At 44.0% G+C, this 14,251-nt stretch carries 7 protein-coding genes and 2 pseudogenes; 1 reads left to right on the top strand and 8 read right to left on the bottom strand.

The window, feature by feature from the left end:
- Positions 1 to 5: 5 nt before the first annotated feature.
- The 3 genes from E0F88_RS03950 to E0F88_RS03940 form a co-directional block, all read right to left on the bottom strand.
- Positions 6 to 1,394, bottom strand: a complete 1,389-nt coding sequence (locus E0F88_RS03950) for a sulfatase family protein (protein WP_131957631.1) — start codon at positions 1,392 to 1,394, stop codon at positions 6 to 8.
- A 123-nt stretch (positions 1,395 to 1,517) separates the two neighbouring features.
- Positions 1,518 to 3,119: a RagB/SusD family nutrient uptake outer membrane protein gene (locus E0F88_RS03945; protein ID WP_229213671.1), complete on the bottom strand. Its 1,602-nt coding sequence runs from the start codon at positions 3,117 to 3,119 to the stop codon at positions 1,518 to 1,520.
- Positions 3,120 to 3,188: 69 nt separating this feature from the next.
- Positions 3,189 to 6,275, bottom strand: coding sequence for a SusC/RagA family TonB-linked outer membrane protein (locus E0F88_RS03940; protein ID WP_131956829.1), 3,087 nt, complete (start codon positions 6,273 to 6,275; stop codon positions 3,189 to 3,191).
- A gap of 660 nt (positions 6,276 to 6,935) precedes the next feature.
- On the opposite strand from E0F88_RS03940, the gene E0F88_RS03935 reads away from it, so the two are divergent.
- Positions 6,936 to 8,306: a sulfatase-like hydrolase/transferase gene (locus tag E0F88_RS03935; RefSeq protein ID WP_131956828.1), complete on the top strand. Its 1,371-nt coding sequence runs from the start codon at positions 6,936 to 6,938 to the stop codon at positions 8,304 to 8,306.
- Between the two features lie 110 nt (positions 8,307 to 8,416).
- Here E0F88_RS03935 and E0F88_RS03930 read toward each other — a convergent pair whose 3' ends face one another.
- The 5 genes and pseudogenes from E0F88_RS03930 to E0F88_RS34005 form a co-directional block, all read right to left on the bottom strand.
- The gene (locus E0F88_RS03930; RefSeq protein ID WP_131956827.1) at positions 8,417 to 9,724 is read right to left on the bottom strand and encodes an HlyD family secretion protein; all 1,308 of its coding nucleotides are present in this window, start codon (positions 9,722 to 9,724) and stop codon (positions 8,417 to 8,419) included.
- Between the two features lie 15 nt (positions 9,725 to 9,739).
- Positions 9,740 to 12,182: pseudogene (locus tag E0F88_RS34725) on the bottom strand (peptidase domain-containing ABC transporter).
- Positions 12,183 to 12,255: 73 nt separating this feature from the next.
- Positions 12,256 to 13,071, bottom strand: a complete 816-nt coding sequence (locus tag E0F88_RS03915; RefSeq protein WP_165939986.1) for a glycosyltransferase family 2 protein — start codon at positions 13,069 to 13,071, stop codon at positions 12,256 to 12,258.
- 233 nt (positions 13,072 to 13,304) lie between these two features.
- Entirely contained in the window at positions 13,305 to 14,006 is a 702-nt protein-coding gene (locus E0F88_RS03910; protein WP_131956823.1) for a glycosyltransferase, read from the bottom strand.
- Positions 13,967 to 14,251, bottom strand: a pseudogene (locus tag E0F88_RS34005) (ISKra4-like element ISAcce1 family transposase); the annotation flags it as partial. The gene E0F88_RS03910 and the pseudogene E0F88_RS34005, both read right to left, overlap by 40 nt.

Here is a 14,251-nt window from a genome sequence, read left to right as displayed (position 1 = left end):
AAATATTATTTCTTTCCCGATGTTCCCACAGGCCTTCTGTTTTTACCCTCAGCCTTTTGCAGGTCATCGCCCAGATCTTCTCGTGCGGCTGCAGCAATTTTCTCCAGTTCTGCGACTATCTCCGAATTTTGTTCCAAAACATTATAACGCTCACCCGGATCCCGGGCCAGATTGTAGAGTGCTTTCGGAAACTGGTGATCCTCAGGGGCGGGTCCTGGCTGTCCGTTTTTTCCTGGCAGTGAACCTTCGTAGGTTCTTCCGGGATGTTCAAAAACCAATTTCCAGTCGTGCTTTCTAACTGCTTCAAGGCTGTTTCTACGGTAGTAATACAGGAACTCCTCTCTAGGTGTTTTACTTTCGTCTCCTTTTAACAACTCCACGAATTCAATCCCGTCAATTTTCTGTTTTGGCAGTTTCGCACCGGTGAGTTTTGCGATTGTAGGCAAAATGTCTATTGCCGAAAGCAGCTTATTGGAAACCCTGCCGGCTGGTACCACGCCTGTCCAGCGCATAATCGTTGGTTCGCGCTGCCCGCCTTCAAAAGAGGTTCCTTTACCTTCCCTGAAACCACCCGACGAACCGGCGTGGTCCCCGTAATTTAGCCACGGACCATTATCACTTGTAAATATTACCAGCGTATTTTGGTCAAGTCCCTGACTTTTAAGCTCTTTCAGAATTTCACCCACGGACCAGTCCAGTTCCATGAGCACATCTCCAAAAATCCCTCTTTCACTTTTTCCCTTAAAACGGGCAGAAGCCGCCAGCGGAACATGCGGCAACGGGTGCGGCACATATAAAAAGAATGGCTTGTTTTTATTTTTCCTAATAAATCCTACCGCTTTCTCCGTGATTACAGGCGTGAGTTCACTGGCATCTTCCAGTGTCCTGATTTCTTTACCGGGTTTATTACCATCAATCCAATGAAGCGGAGGATATTTTGCCCGTTCCTGCCATGGGTGCAGCGGCCACATGTCATGAGAATACGGCACACCATAATATTCATCAAATCCTTGCTGCTTGGGTAAAAATTCTTCATCACTGCCCAGGTGCCATTTGCCAAAAATACCCGTCGCGTATCCTTGTGCTTTCACTACCTCCGCAATGGTTTCTTCACTTTGGCTCAATCCGGTATGGCTTTGCGGGCCAAGTGCTCCCGAAATCCCTACCCGATTGGGATAACACCCCGTCAGCAAACCTGCCCGTGATGCGCTGCAAACTGCCTGGGCTGCCATAAAATTCGTAAAACGCGTTCCTTCTGCTGCCATACGATCCAGGTTCGGCGTTTTATAACCGAGTGCTCCGGTTACAGAAAGATCGCCATAGCCCAGGTCGTCTATAAAAAATAAAACAATATTGGGTGTTTTTGCCTTAGGTTTACTTACCAGGGCAGTCATGACGGTTGCAGTACCAAGCAGGATACCTGCAAAAAGCAGGGTTTTATATTTTTGAACTTTTGAAACAAACATACTGACTGTTTTAAATAAAAACGAAACTCAAATATCGCATTCAGAACCCAATTACCAATTAGGATTTTGCTTCAATAACGGGCTCAAATTGATTTCTTTTTGGGGTATTGGCCAAAGATAATGACGGCTGGAATCAAAAACTTTGTTAACAGATACTGCCTCCACGGTTACCAATTGCCCTTGTGCATTGGTAAAAGTGATCCCATAAACCGGACCGGGGATTACTTTTTCAGCCGTTTTCCAGCGACGGATATCGAAAAGATGCTGCCCCTCAAAAGCGAGCTCAACCGTTCTTTCTCTACGGATCAGATCCCTGAGTTCGGCCTGCGTACCAGCTGTAACAGAAGGCTGTTTTACATCATTTCTACCATTTCTGACTAGATTTATTGCGCTGAAAACACTTGCGTCAATCTGATTAAGCTCAATTTTTGCCTCTGCAAATGTGAGAAGAACCTCAGCGTAACGCAGCAGAATGATGTTAATTCCACTGTTTCCCGGATTCGCGTAGTCATCCGTGTTAATATACTTTTTAATATTAAAACCCGTCGTTGAAGCGATGTAGGTACTTCCGATGGCGTCTGCGGTCCCGCTTGTTGGCTGTGGCTTAAAAACAATTCCGCTGGGAAGCACATCGCCTTCAAGAAATACAGAATATTTAAGACGGCTATCTCTTTTTTCATAAGGTTTGGCGGGATTGTACCCACTTCCTGCGTCTGTAATCTTTTTGCCATCAGTCGTTTCATAAGTATCTACCAATGCTTTGGTTGGAACGAAAGTACTTCCGCCGTTTTTCTGGCTGTAAGGCGCAAGCTGCTGGAAAATACCATTGGAATAGGTGTCCTTGATAAATTGCTTATCCAGCAAAACCTCTTTATTGTTCTCAGCTGCATAGGAAAATAACTTTTCGTACGACTCGTACAGACCGTATGCGCCCGACTTGATAACCAGATCCGCAGCATCGGCGGCTTTTTGATAACGGCCGGCAAGCAGATTTGCCCTTGCTAGTAATCCGAGCGCTGCACCTTTTGTAACACGGCCTTTGTCAGCTGCCGGATAGGTTGCCGGCAATAGCGCCGCTGCCTCGGTAAGTTCTTTGTCAATAAAATCCCAAAGCTCCGGCACCGTTGCATTTACAACTTCACGTCCTTCCTGCAAAGAAAGGGAAGTTGTGACCAGAGGCACCGGGCCAAATAATCCAGTCAATTTGATATATTGATAAGCCCGCAGAACTTTGGCTTCACCTTTTAGCTGATTAATAACCGTAGCATTGGCCGAAGGAATTTTATCCACATTCTCCAGAAAATAGTTGGCCGCCCTAACTCCTTTGTAAGCAGCACTCCACTCGTTAAAAACTTTCGAACTTGTGGCGTCGTAGGTACCCGACTCAATATATGCCTCTACATTGAAAGGCTGATTGGTATGTGCAATGTCTGTAACCGCATCCCAGCTGACCAGGTTAGTACCATCCAGATCAGTGTAAAGCGAGTTCACTGCAATCTTGGCATCGTTTTCCGTTTTCCAGAAAACATCCACCGACAGCCGGTCATTGGGAATTGTTTCAAGCAGATTGTTATCACAGGACCATAATCCAAAGCCCAGCAACGTTAGAGCAAAAAGCCGAAATCTTTTATTATTTGTATATTTTTTCATCATTTCAGGTGTTTTCAACAGTTTGTATCTGCTGTCAGTTTTTTTTCAAATACTCGTTTGACAGAGAAAAGATTAAAATTGAAGATTTAAGCCCATGGTGTACAACTTCGTCTGAGGGTAATACACACCGCGGCCGGAAGGGATTTCCGGGTCAAGATTCCATTCGTTTAACTTCGAGATCGTGAAGACGTTTGTAGCAGAAGCATACACCCGGATTTTGTTTAAATGGATTTTCCGGGACAAAGCCGAAGGCAGATTGTAAGCAAGCTGAACGTTTTTGAGGCGTACATAAGCGCCGTTGATTACCAGCCGGTCGGAGGTTGCAACATTCCTCAAATCAAACTTAACAGGACGGGGAAAACGGGCTCCGGTATTTTCAGGTGTCCAGTAATTGTTGGTATAAATCTCGTGTGTAAATCCTTCCTGGTTTCCCATTTCGGCAAGAGCACCGGCAAGTCTGGCATCCACTTTTGCTGTTCCCTGGAAAAGAATATTCAGTTCAAAATTGCGGTATGAAAAGTCTGTGTTAAGACCAAAAGTGTATTTCGGGAAGGAATTACCAATCGCCGTCATGTCGTCCGCGTTGATCTTGCCGTCGTTGTTCAAATCAATATACTTTACGTCACCCGGTTTGGTATTGGCAGCGTAAGTAGCTTTGTACTCCGTAATTTCCTGCTGTGTTTGAAATAAACCCGCAGTTTTAAAACCCCATAAGGTATTGATCGGCAAACCCTTAGCAATAATATAACGTGGATCAATATCGGATCCTGCGATGTAGGGGCCGGTACCTTTCAGGTCAACCACTTTGTTTTCGTTAATACTCAGATTAGCGCCAAGATTATATCTGAAACCCGAAGCAGTCGCAGCCCCACGATAGTTAAGACTAAACTCCCAGCCTTTGTTTTCCACTGTTCCGGCATTCTGAGGGGAAGCAGTCAGTCCGATTGTAGCCGGAATTTCAAGATTTAATAAAATATCGTTGGTCAATTTTCTGTAGTAGTCCACCGTAAGATTCAGTTTTCTGTTTAGGAAAGATGCATCCAAACCTAAATCCAGCTGTGTAGTTGATTCCCACCCCAGGTCGGTGTTGGCCAGCGTAGTTTGGCGGTAACCAGGTACGGCTGCTCCTCCAAAATTATATCCGGACACGGTGAGAGCCGAATAATAGCTGTACAGATCAACAGACTGATTTCCGGTAATTCCCCATGAACCTCTCAATTTCAGATCGTTGACTGTCTTTTCAAGCGGTTCCCAGAATTTTTCTTTTGAAATACGCCATCCTGCCGAAAACGATGGAAAAACGCTGTATTGTTTTTCGCCGGTGAATTTGGATGATCCGTCGTAACGGGCGTTTACTTCCAGCAGATATTTTTCATTAAAGTCGTAATTGATTCTTCCAAAAAAGGATCTGAGCCCGAATTCCGCGTCATTTCCTGAATTACTTTTGGTCCCGTCGTTGGCTCCCTGCCCTATCGAGCCAATGTCATTATTGTAGAAACGCTCGCGATAGGCAGAAAGGAATGTTTGGGTATTGCCAATCTGCGAGTATCCGAGCAACCCTTTGAAATTATGGCTGCCCCAGCTTTTTTCGTAGGTCAACAGATTATTAAGTGTATATTCTTTTAGGTTGTCCCGGACTTCGGTGAGACTGTTATTGGCTACGATTTTGGTAATATTCGTGTTTTTGTCAAGATTGGTATAAGCATTTGTGTAATTTTTCTGTTGGCTGAAAAATCCCCTCCCGGCTAATTGCGTGGAGAAAGTAAGCCCGTCAACGATGTCCCAGTCGGCCTTTACATATCCGGCCAGGTAATCCGTATTCTGCCGCGACAACCCACCGATTTCGACAAACATCAGCGGATTATTTCCCTGTGTGCTCAGCCCGTAGGTTCCGTCGGGATACTTCGGCACTGCCCAAAGTGTTCCATGAAAAAAGTTATTCAGCGGAGCAGAGGCATTGACGGTAGGATTTATCGTTTTGTTATATCTGTAATTCACATCAGCGCTAACACGGACTTTCTTTGAAATCTCATAATCAGAATTAAGCCTGATCTCACCGATTTTATTACTGAAATTCGAAATTACTCCATCCTGATCCTGGTACCTTACACTCAGCCGGGTCCGTAACACTTCATTTCCACCAGCTACCGAAATGGTATGGTTTTGCTGTGGTGCGGAGTGAAGCATTGTTTCAAACCAGGTATTAGGCATCGGATATTTTTCCCGGTCGGTTGCTGTCAGGTAAGTTTGTATTGATGCTTCTGTAAAACGCGCAGGCAAGGCAGCACCGGCGTTGGTATAGGCAGCAACCTGTTCGCGCATGTATGCTTCAAGCCCCATCATTTTTGGCACATTTGTGGATTTTTGAATTGCATAATAGCCATGATAATCAACCTGAACCTTACTTCCTTTCGACCTCTTGGTCTTCACCAGAACAACGCCATTGGTAGCGCGGGAACCATAAATGGCCGTTGAAGAGGCATCTTTCAGAACCGAAACAGATTCAATATCATCCGGATTGATATCACTTAACCGCTGCTCAATACCATCCACAATAACCAAAGCATCATTTTTACCAAGGTCATAACCACTTGTACTGCTGCTGTTTATATTAAAAGTTGTGATACCACGAACACGGATAGTAGCGTTTGACTTACCGGGAGATCCACCCAGGTCGGTTACGGTAACCCCGGGCATTATACCCTGAAACGACTGCTGAATGTTCGAAACCGGTCTGCGGGTAATTTCCTCACCGCTGATCTGGGAAATGGAATTGGTAAGACTATTTCTTTTTTGCGTGCCATAACCTACAACTACCACTTCTTCAAGTAGCTTGGTATCCACGTCCAGCGTAACATCAACAGTCGTTTTTTCTGAAACAGCAATTTCTTTTGTGATAAAACCAATGCCTGAAAAAACCAGGGTAGCACCGGCAGCGGCATTAATTTCATACTGGCCGTCGGCATTGGTCGTGGTACCGGTCACGGTGCCCTTCACAATGATGTTGATTCCCGGCAAACCTGCACGGTCTGCAGCAGAAAACACTGTCCCGCGAACACCCGGATTTTGTGAAAAAACCTGCACGCTGAAAAGCATTGCCACTGACAACAGGATCCACTTTCTGAAAGTAAAACTTCGTTTAGATAAATTTCCAGTCATTTTTTGTTTAGAAATAATTGTTTGATTTTAAAACTTTAAACACAGTACAAACCGAATGAGCGCCTAAAACAACGGTACATAATTGGTAAGACAGCCATCAAAAAAATGGCTTGGAGAAGCGAAAGAATTGACATTCAGCTACAACAATGGCATCGAAGCACTATTGTCCGGCTATGGCCGGGGGGGAAAGAATATTTTACAAAAAAACTTAAATTGCCTTTGTTTTTCATCAATCAGGTTCGTCATAAAGTTAAGATGTAACACTTAACTCTACTTAATCAATAGACAAAGTAAAATATATAATTAGTAATTCGCAACGGATCAGTCAAAGAAATTTCAAATTGAACGACAATTCAATTTAAAATGATGTAGTAAAATAAAATAGTGCAAATTTTAACCGGTGAAAAGGTAAAATTTAAAATCATTTTCGCAACTATCATATTATCAGCCGGTACCGGAACGGGTGGATATCAATTGGGTTCCGGTTAAAAAACTTTCTTGTGGCTGTTTTTTTGTTTTATGAGTCATTGAATCCAATATTTGCAAAAATGACTACTTATCTGGTAGAGTTTATAAGCAGGCTTCTACCATAGAAGGTCAGTTTCAAACAACTTCAGAGCATGCTAACCTGGTTCACAACGATTTCAAATACATTTTACAATGCATTTAATTAAACCCCTGATTACCATCGTATTGATTTTCAATATATCTCTTAGTACCGAAGTACATGCTCAGACTAAGCAGAAAACCGCTTCGCGACCGAATGTGATCATCATCTATTCGGATGATCAGGGGACGATTGACCTGAATATTTACGGTGCAAAAGATCTGACTACGCCAAACCTTGACGGACTGGCACGTAAAGGGACCAGGTTTACGCGTTTTTATGCTGCATCACCAATTTGTTCTCCTTCCCGTGCTTCCCTGCTAACCGGGAGGTATCCGCAACGAGCAGGCCTGGTTGACAATGCAGCGGGCAGTTACGGCGGTGGCGGCATGCCTGGCAACCAATATACACTGGCTGAACTGTTTAGGGATAATGGCTATAAAACGGCTCATATTGGTAAGTGGCACGTAGGCTACTCTCCTGAAACGATGCCCAATCAGCAGGGTTTTGATTATTCATTTGGTTTTATGGGTGGCTGCATCGACAGTTACTCGCACTTTTATTATTGGGGTGGGCCCAACAGACATGATCTTTGGCGCAATGGAAGTGAAATATGGGAAGCTGGTAAATATTTTCCGGATATGATGGTTAGTGAGGCGGGTAAATTTTTAGAGGAAAATAAAAACAAACCATTCTTTATGTATTTCGCCATTAATATGCCGCACTACCCTCTGCAGGGAGAAAAAAAATGGCTCGACCATTACAAAAACTTACCGGTACCACGGAATATGTACGCCGCTTCGGTTTCAACCATGGATGAAAAGGTTGGTTTGCTTTTAAAAAAACTGGATGCGCTGGGACTTACAGAGAATACGATTATTGTTTTTCAGGCCGATCAGGGGCATTCGGAAGAAGAGCGTTCTTTCAGCGGCGGGGGTTCTGCTGGACCTTACCGCGGTTCAAAGTTCAGCCTTTTAGAGGGAGGTGTACGCGCTCCGGCATTCATCAGCTGGCCGGGTCATATTCCTGCCAATGCGGTTCGCGACCAGTTTGCCACCAATCTGGACTGGTTCGTAACACTGCCTGAATACTGCAATATACCTTTGCCCAAACATAAACTGGACGGCCGCAGTTTAACAAAAGTAATCGCTTCACCACAGGCAAAATCACCGCATGAAGATTTTTACTGGCAGAGTCTCGGCACGACCGACAACCCGCAATGGGCAGTGCGCGAGGGCGACTGGAAATTGCTGCATTCACCCAGGCAGGCAAAACAAGGCGAGCTGAATCAGGACAACTACCTGTTGGTCAATATGAAAACAGATAGTTCCGAAAGCACCAACGTGGCTCTTAAACACCCGGATATTGTAAAACGCCTCGAACAAAAATATCAAACCTGGATCAAGGAAGTGTTTGAGCAGTAAAACAGTTTTATTGCTCTTATTTATTTAAGCTCAAGAAGCCGTGATTTAGTCATACGCATCGTTTTTCCAGTGTGAAGACCACGACATTAGACAGATAAGGCCAATGGAGGCTATTTCCCGCCGCTGCGTAATGTAGATACAAGCCTCTCCAACAACCGGCGATCTGCTGTAATAATTTCCGCTGTACCTTTTAAACCGTTGCGGTAAGGCAGATCTTTCCCATAGCGTGTTTTTAGTTTAAAAGGCAGATCCACATAAGCCCAGTAGGCTGTGTCTTTACCAGGTGTTAGGGATGGCCGGGCCAATTTTCCTTCCAGCATTCCATATTCACGGTAAGGAAATCCATCCATTTTGATCAGAACAGCTTGCCCCTCAAGCACCTTCCCAAGATTAGCCTGTGGAAGTTTTACCAAACCACGAAAACTGCTGGTTTGTGGTTCGATCAGCATCAGTTCCTGCCCGGATGTAAGATGCTGCTGTTCCTGCCAGGGAGCGGAAAAAGATGCCGTCCCGGCTACGGGAGCGGTCAATATATACCGTAATTTCCAGTTTTCGATGTTGCTTCTGAGCGTTTGTAACGATTGAAGAAAATTACTCTTCCGCTCCTGAATAGAATTTTCAAGTTCGAGCAATTCCTTTTGTTTTGCAGTTTGAGCCGACCGGTTTTGTATCAGCGAAGCGGCCAGATTCTTTACCGGCATTTCCCTTGAAAGAACTTTGGCTTTTTCACGTTTATACTCCAAAGATGAAATCACCTTTCCCTGGTGGAGCTTCTCCTGTACCTGGAATTCGTCCTTCGCAAGTTCCAGGTCTTTGTCCTGAAGCACCAGTTGCTCAGCGAGGATGTGCTCCATAGCAACCAGATCATTCCGGTCATCCAGGAGCAATTTTTGTTTTTGTAAAAAAAAGCCTCCGGCTAAAAATGATTTCAGTTCGGTAAGCTGCTGATTAAAGGTCTGGAAATCATTCTGAATTTCGCCCAGAGAGGTATACTGAACGTTCGAGAATCGAATCACGGAGGCCCATTGACCTTTGGTAGCAGACAGACTGAGCTGCTCCATTGATCTGGCCAGCTGAACGACCTGTTCAGGTGAAGCTGTACTTTCTGAATAGGCTACTGCCTGTCCTTTGTTTACCCTCTGTCCATCGCGGATCAAAAGCTTTCCAAGTTTCCCCTCGGTTCTGACCACAATCACGCGGGGTGCGTTTGTTGCTGTTAGGGTAAAAGGCGTTGTCACAATATCCGGATAACGTATCCACCATGTACCCAATCCCAACAGTACCGTCAGAACAAAAAATAGGGTTATACCCCAACGAACCAGCCAATGAGGCGGTCGGCTGATAATCTCCTGAACTTCTTCTGAGTGGAGTTTAGGGAAGGGGGCAGGTTTGTACTTTGTGGAAAGGGTTTCGGACATGGGATTTATTTATGATTAAACTGCCAATTCCAGCTGATTACTTACGAGTTTAAAATATTTTCCTTTGGCAAAAACCAACTCTGCGTGTGTTCCAACTTCGACAACTTCTCCTTTTTCCATCACTACAATCTGATCCGCATGTTTAACCGTGCTTAGCCGGTGTGCAACCACCACGACGGTTCGTCCCTGAAAAAATTCTTCCAGATTCCGGATGATTACTGCTTCGTTATTCGCATCCAGCGCATTCGTCGCCTCATCAAAAAGAAGCAGCTGTGGGTTTTTGTACACGGAGCGCGCGATGAGTATCCGTTGTTTCTGCCCCTGACTGATTCCGTTACCTTCAGCGCCTATTTTGGTGTAGTATCCAAGAGGCAGAGATTCAATGAATTCGTGAATATTAGCCAGGTGAGCAGCCTGGTATAACCGTTCCTGATCGATAATTTCGTCGGCCACCGCTATGTTGCGGGCAATGGTATCGGAAAAGATAAAGCCTTCCTGCATTACTACGCCACATTGCTGGCGCCAGGCTTTGTGGGAGATATATTTTAAATTGAGTTCGCTTGCTTTTCCCGGCAATAAGTAGAGATTCTCAACACCTAAAGGATTCACCAGCTGTTTTTTCAAAGAGATCGAGCCGCTTTGAGGTTCATAAAACCGTAGTAACAATTTTAACAGAGTTGTTTTTCCACTACCGCTTGTCCCTACAATGGCAGTCGTTTGTCCATGGGGAATTGTTAGATTTATGTTTTTAAGGACCGGCTCATTTCCCGCACCCGGGTATGTATACGTTACTTTGGTCAGATGAATATCCTGCTGGTTGTTCCACTCTTTACGCCTGATCTCGTTGGCAGGTTCTTCATCAGCCAGGCCATGCACTTCATTCAACCTTTCCAGACTGATCTGCGCATCCTGCCAGGACTGAAGAAAACCAATCATCTGTTCGATAGGCGCATTAAATTGACCCAGAATATACTGAACGGACATCATGCCACCCAATGTAAGCTGGCCATCCACCACCGCTTTTGCGGCAAGAAAGGTAATAAATATGTTTTTGCTCTGGTTGATCAGTAAAGCCCCTGCCTGCTGAAATTGTGATAAAGACAGACTTTTGATACTCCATTTGAAAAGTCTCGCCTGTGTTCGCTCCCATTCCCACCGTTTGGATGTTTCGGCTCCCGAAAGTTTGATATCCTGCATACCTTGTATGAGCTGTACTAACTGACTTTGGTTAGCGGATGAAACATCAAAACGTTTGGTATCCATCTTACGACGCTGTTTCAGAAACAGGATTACCCACACTGCGTATAAAACAGAAGCACCCACAGCGACAGCAAATATGGATAAATGGTAGTAAGCCAGCACAAAACCAAAAACAACCAGATTGAAAAGCGAAAAGACCACACTCAAAGTCTGCCCTGTCAGGAAGGATTCAATCCGGCGGTGATCTCCAATGCGCTGCATAATGTCACCAAATTGTTTGACGTCAAAAAACGAAACCGGCAACCGCATCAGTTTGGAAAGAAACTCGGATAGGATCGTTAGATTGAGCCGCGTACTGATGTGGAGTAATATCCAGCTGCGCAGAAAAACCAATCGCAGCTGTGCTTAGCAACAGCATCATTTGCGCGATCAGTATCAGGTGGATAAACGACAGATCCTGTGTACCGATTCCTACGTCCACTACGGACTGGGTAAGAAAAGGCATCAGTAAAGATAACGCACTGCCTACCAGCGTTCCCAGGCCAAGCTGAACAACAAGTTTTTTGTATTGCCAGAGGTATTCCATTAACTGACCAAACCGCAGGCCATTTACCTTCTCACCCTCCTCGACATAAAAACGGGGAGTTGGTTCCAGCAGCAGTGCCAGGCCCTGCTTTCTGTTTCCCTTATTGCCAGCAAGCCATTTCTTCTCAAATTCATCGGCGGTGTATGTGATAAGACCTTTGGCGGGATCGGCGATGTGAAAGATATCCTGGCGATGCCTGGGGCGCAAATCATCGCTTCCTTCACGCTCTGATGCTCCTTGATATTTGGTTTTTGGCGAATTGTTATCTGGCTGCAACTCCGTATCTAAATACGGATCCATATCAATTTGTTGTTTCCTGCCTCCGGGTCGCCGGCCTCCCCAAATGCGGGCAAGCATCTGGCGGCCAATTGCTGATGGCCGAGAGCCGATAGCGTGTAATACCACAAAATGGTTCTGCCCCCAATGTAACACACATGGTAACGGAGCTTCTTCAACGAGTTTGTCCAGCGTAACCTTTACACCAATAGAGTGAAAACCAATCGCCTGTGCCGCTTCAGCAATGCCTAACATGGACACCCCATCCCGGCTTATCTGGGCTTTTTCCCTGAGCGTCTGGGCAGTAAAGTGTTTACCGTAATGTTTGGCAACCATGCGTAGGCAGGTCGGGCCGCAATCCATTTGATCGAGTTGGTGGTAGTGTGTGAAGGACATGTGGATGGATTTGTACTTCTATCTAATTCTGTTAATCAACTAGCTCTTTATAATGAAGTCATGCCTATTGTCCTTATACTAACCACGGGAGCTTACCTCTATACTTTTCAAGCATGAATTCGTTCCCTTTAAGGAAGAACTCAGGAAAAAGAGGCCGAGCTTCCTTCAGTCGATAATTTACTGTGTACTTGCGACTCGATTTGAATTTGGGTGAATACTTTTTGATGTGATGGAAAAAATAACGGTCCGCTTTCAACGGATGGTACCATAAATATGCAGATTTGACAAGTCTCGATCTTCGAAAACCGTAACAATTCGTATCTACCAAATTATTTTGATTGGAGTATGGCCTGAAATTTCCCAGACTTTCACAATTATCCATGGCCACAAAATTTTCATCATGGGTATAAATGTTACGCATTGAATATATCCAGTCCAATCCTTCTTTCTCCATTATATCAACCAGAGAGCTAACATGATTTGGCTCGTACCAATTGTCTTCGTCTAACAAAAAAATGAAATCTGAGTTAACCAAGTACGGGATAGCTGCATAGATCCGATGACCATTCATACCTCCTTTACCCGTATTGTGAGGTATCACCATTAGTTTAAGCTTAGTGGAATTGAATTCTTTCATGACTTTCTCTGTATTTTCTAAACTTTGCTCTCCGTCAACAATAATAAGATGTAAAACATCCACATAGCTTTGATTTATAACACTTTCAATTGCTTTCCCAAGAAACTGACTACCAGTGGTGGGTGTGATAATTGTTACCTTCGACGTGTTTTGATGATGACTGATGATATTTTCCACTTTGCTTAGCGCTTTGTTTCGGTCCAGATCCAATTTATTTGGAATCTCAATACTTTTGAATGTTCTACGAATCATCGATTGCAGAAATTGGAATTGGGTCAGCAGTTTATACTTAATAGAAAGACGACTCATTGTGGTTGTGTGTTATTTCCCGTTATCCCATAAAATAGGCCTCCAGCCCAAATCATCAATTAAATAATGCAGCACATCTTTCCTTTTGTCATAAAACCCGGATTTTGTCCACGATGCAAATTGGTCCCGTCCATAACTAATTTTTAGATTGCCGCTGGATTCTTCATCTAGTTGTTTCAACACAATTGTTTGGACGCCAACTTCAACTTACAAATTGCGGAAAGATGCATGTCTTCTGACATTTCTAAATTTAGTGGAGGAGTACTCCAAAATAATTCTATCAGCTTCTTCTCAAAAAACCATCCATTACATCCAAAATCCACCACAGTATTATTCTCACAAAAATGATAGGCCAGTCCGGGTGAAACATCTCCATAATAATATTTGAAAATATCTTTCCTATCTCCTAAATAATAAGTCTCGTTGGGTATCCTTCTTCCAGCACAACTAATTATACAACTGTTAACGGATTGCATATTTAAACACATTTCAATCCATTTTTTCCCTGGTACTACATCGTCGTCTAAGATCCAGACGTGCTTCGTATTAACATATTGTGCAAGTGAAAATCGTCCAAAATACTTTAAATTTATACTAGACTTTATATATTGGACTTGTGGAAATTTATTTATGATATCTTCCGCATTGACATATTTCTCATTTTGCAAAACCCATATTTGATTTGGTCTAATTGTCTGATTTTGCAGTGCTTGTAACTGTTCCTTCAAATTGTTTCTTTTCCAAACTGTAAGTATAACAGTTAAACCGGAGGAATAATCGTTGTTACTTTCTGCTGTTGACAGCTCAATTGTAGTACCCGATCGGGTGCATTTCAATTTTACGCAGCCTGTGTTAGCATGTTCGTGACGCAATCCCATCGATTGCTTTCTCTTATGACTCTAAGATTGAGCATGGCCTGCGCACCAACAGGTGTCCACCGCTGACCACTGCGCTTCATTCGTGTTTGAATAACAGTTCTATGGGCTGCTTCCATTGGACCACTTCCAATCATAAGGCCTTGACTACGAAAAAGTTTATAATGCATCCTTTCGATATTGTTTTTGTAATACTCCACCAGGCTTATTCGTCTCTTTTTCGCATCGTGGGATAGGTTTCTGAGTTT

The organism is Dyadobacter psychrotolerans, assembly GCF_004349265.1.
GTDB lineage: Bacteria > Bacteroidota > Bacteroidia > Cytophagales > Spirosomataceae > Dyadobacter > Dyadobacter psychrotolerans.
The sequence above is the reverse complement of the archived record's forward strand: the minus strand, read 5'-3'. Positions and strand labels throughout refer to the sequence as shown.

What these genes read in the sequence shown, in the direction of transcription:
- E0F88_RS03950 (WP_131957631.1), bottom strand. Translation starts at nt 1,394, where the DNA reads ATGACTGCCCTGGTAAGTAAACCTAAGGCAAAAACACCCAATATTGTT.
- E0F88_RS03945 (WP_229213671.1), bottom strand. Translation starts at nt 3,119, where the DNA reads ATGATGAAAAAATATACAAATAATAAAAGATTTCGGCTTTTTGCTCTA.
- E0F88_RS03940 (WP_131956829.1), bottom strand. Translation starts at nt 6,275, where the DNA reads ATGACTGGAAATTTATCTAAACGAAGTTTTACTTTCAGAAAGTGGATC.
- E0F88_RS03935 (WP_131956828.1), top strand. Translation starts at nt 6,936, where the DNA reads ATGCATTTAATTAAACCCCTGATTACCATCGTATTGATTTTCAATATA.
- E0F88_RS03930 (WP_131956827.1), bottom strand. Translation starts at nt 9,724, where the DNA reads ATGTCCGAAACCCTTTCCACAAAGTACAAACCTGCCCCCTTCCCTAAA.
- E0F88_RS03915 (WP_165939986.1), bottom strand. Translation starts at nt 13,071, where the DNA reads ATGATTCGTAGAACATTCAAAAGTATTGAGATTCCAAATAAATTGGAT.
- E0F88_RS03910 (WP_131956823.1), bottom strand. Translation starts at nt 14,006, where the DNA reads ATGGGATTGCGTCACGAACATGCTAACACAGGCTGCGTAAAATTGAAA.